This window comes from Mycobacterium hubeiense (assembly GCF_002838065.1).
GTDB lineage: Bacteria > Actinomycetota > Actinomycetes > Mycobacteriales > Mycobacteriaceae > Mycobacterium > Mycobacterium hubeiense.
This window is the reverse complement of the sequence record NZ_PIZU01000095.1, coordinates 1-2,572: the sequence shown is the minus strand read 5'-3', so window position 1 is coordinate 2,572 and position 2,572 is coordinate 1. Positions and strand designations below refer to the sequence as shown.

Sequence of the window (2,572 nt, the reverse complement as noted above, 5' to 3'; positions counted from 1 at the left end):
TCGGCACAGGTTTCTGGGGCGGCTCGCGCGGCATAATCGGCCTGCGCGAAGACATGGTGTGTCTTGCTGATGGTGCATTGCTTTGCCTATCAGGAGGAGGAACCCATGGATCCCACACGCAGTATCGATGCCGGTGATCGCCCGGCGTGGATCGGTGACTTGCTCATCGAGTACGAGCAGTGGCTGGATCGTCAGCGGGGTTTGGCCCCAGTGACGGTTAGCAACTACAGCAAGGCGGTTGCGCAGTTCCTTCGGATGTTGGCCCAGCCCGCCGAGGTCTCGGTGAGCCTTCTGGATGCCGGCATGGTCACTGCGTTCATGGTCGAGTTCTGCAGGGACCGCAATACGAATTCGGCGAAGTCAATGGCGCGGTCGGTGCGTTCCTTCCTGCGATTCGCCCACGCCACAGGCCGCGCATCGGCCGACCTGTCGGGGGCGGTTCCAGTTTCGGCGGGCTGGCATTTGGCGTCGCTTCCCAAGGCAGTACCGGCTGCAGATCTTGAGCATCTCCTGGGTGTCGCGTCACGTCACTGCTGGACTGCTACCGATCGGCGCGATTACGCGATCTTGCTGTTGTTGGCCCGACTCGGGCTCCGCAGAGGCGAGATCGCGGCTCTTGGTCTCGACGATATCGATTGGCGGGCAGGAGAACTCACCATCGTCGGCAAGGGCAACCACGTGGAGCGTTTGCCTCTGCCATCGGAACCCGGTGAGGCGATCGCGGCGTGGCTGGTCGACGGCAGGCCGGCATGCGCGACGCGATCGGTGTTCACTACCGTCAAGCCCGCAGGGCGTCCGATATCGACCGGAGTGATCGCTCACCTGGTGGCCGCGGCGTGCCGAGACGCTGGGCTGGAGCGCATCAACGCGCACCGTTTCCGTCACACGCTGGCGACGCAGATGCTGCGCTCTGGGGCCTCACTGCCGGAGGTGAGTCAGGTGCTGCGCCACCGCAGCGCGCGCTCCACCGCCATCTACGCCAAGGTCGATGACGTCGCATTGCGGCCTTTGGCCCGGCCCTGGCCGACGATCACCGCGAAGACAGATCCCGATGCCGGTCGAGGTATGGCGCGCCCGTGGCCGGGGGCACGGTCATGAGAACATTGCGCGAGAACGTCACTGACTACCTCGCCACCCGCCGGGCGCTGGGATTCAAACTCGAAGGCCTGAGCAAGCTGCTGCTGAGCTTCGTCGAGTTCTGCGAGGAACGTGGAGCCACCCGGGTCCAGAACGACCTCGCAATCCAATGGGCCACAACCCCGATCAAGGTTCCGGTCAGCGACACTCTCATAGCCCGCAGGCTGGACGCGGTGCGGATCTTCGCCCGATACCAGCATACGTTGGATCCGCTCACGCAGATCCCGGCCGAAGAGCACCGGCCTCGGCGCTACCGGCCGAAGCAGCCAAATGTACTCAGCCAGAACGAGATCTGCGCGCTGCTGGCGGCGACAAGCATCCTGGAGCCAGCGTTCAAGGCGCTGACGTGGCGAACATTGATCGGGCTGCTGGCCGCCACCGGGCTACGCCCGGGCGAAGCGTGCCGGCTGGCCGTCAGCGACATCAACCTGGCCGGCGGAGTGATTCAGGGGCTGGAGACGAAGTTCGGCAAGTCCCGACTGGTGTTCAGCCACCCGAGCACCGCCACCGTGGTCACCGACTACCTACCGGCCCGCCAAGCATGGGTCGGGGCTGGCACACACAGCAGCGCAACGGTTGTCCGCAACACCCGGCGCGGACCGATATGCCCGGACCGGCTCAATGCCACCTTCCGTGAGATCGTCGCGGCCGCCGGGTTGGCCACCGCGCCGGGCCGCTGGCCAGTCCGTCTGCACGATCTGCGCCCCACCTTCGCCGTGACCACGATGATCGACTGGTACCGCGCCGGCCAAGACGTCCAAGCGCGATTGCCACTGCTATCACCCTGGCTCGGCCACGTCGATCCCGCCTCGACCTACTGGTATCTGCAGGCAGTGCCCGAACTGCTCACCCTTGCCGCCGACCGGCTCGACAAAGCCGCCCAAGCCTCTGCCACGAAGCCGGCGCCATGACCCCCCCGACGCTGAGTTCGCTGCTGCAAGGGTTCTTCACCGCCCGGCTGATGCGGCACCTGCGGGCCAGCCCGCAGACCTTCGCGGCCTACCGGGACACCTTCAAGCTCCTGCTGACCTTCGCCGCCGACCAGACCAAGAGATCCCCGGCGCAGCTGACACTCGATGATCTCGACGCCGTGATGATCGGAGCTTTCCTGAACTACCTTGACACCGAACGCCACAACAGCACCGCACCCCGCAACGCACGGCTGGCCGCGATCCATTCGTTCTCCCGCTATGCGCTGCCGCTGATCCCAGAATGCGCTCACACGGCCAGTCAGATCTTGGCGATCCCGCACCGCCGCCATGACCAGATGACCGTGTCGTATCTGACCCGTACCGAGACCGATGCCCTCCTGGCCGCGCCGGACCGAACCACCTGGTACGGCCGACGTGACCACGCACTGCTGCTCACCGCCGTCACAACCGGTCTTCGGGTCTCGGAGATAACCACGCTCAGCATCAGTGATGTCACCACCACG

Annotated in this window: 3 protein-coding genes; all 3 read left to right on the top strand. The window is 65.4% G+C overall.

Going from position 1 to position 2,572, the window contains the following annotated elements; translation table 11 throughout:
* The first annotated feature begins 105 nt into the window (after nucleotides 1-105).
* Nucleotides 106-1,098, top strand: coding sequence for a tyrosine-type recombinase/integrase (locus tag CWS39_RS28045; protein ID WP_102146084.1), 993 nt, complete (start codon nucleotides 106-108; stop codon nucleotides 1,096-1,098).
* A complete protein-coding gene (locus CWS39_RS28040) occupies nucleotides 1,095-2,048 on the top strand; it encodes a tyrosine-type recombinase/integrase (RefSeq protein WP_199178342.1) in 954 nt (317 codons plus the stop codon). Before CWS39_RS28045 ends, CWS39_RS28040 begins: the two co-directional genes overlap by 4 nt.
* A partial coding sequence (locus CWS39_RS28035; RefSeq protein ID WP_158240427.1) for a tyrosine-type recombinase/integrase occupies nucleotides 2,045-2,572 on the top strand: 528 nt, incomplete at its 3' end. The genes CWS39_RS28040 and CWS39_RS28035, both read left to right, overlap by 4 nt.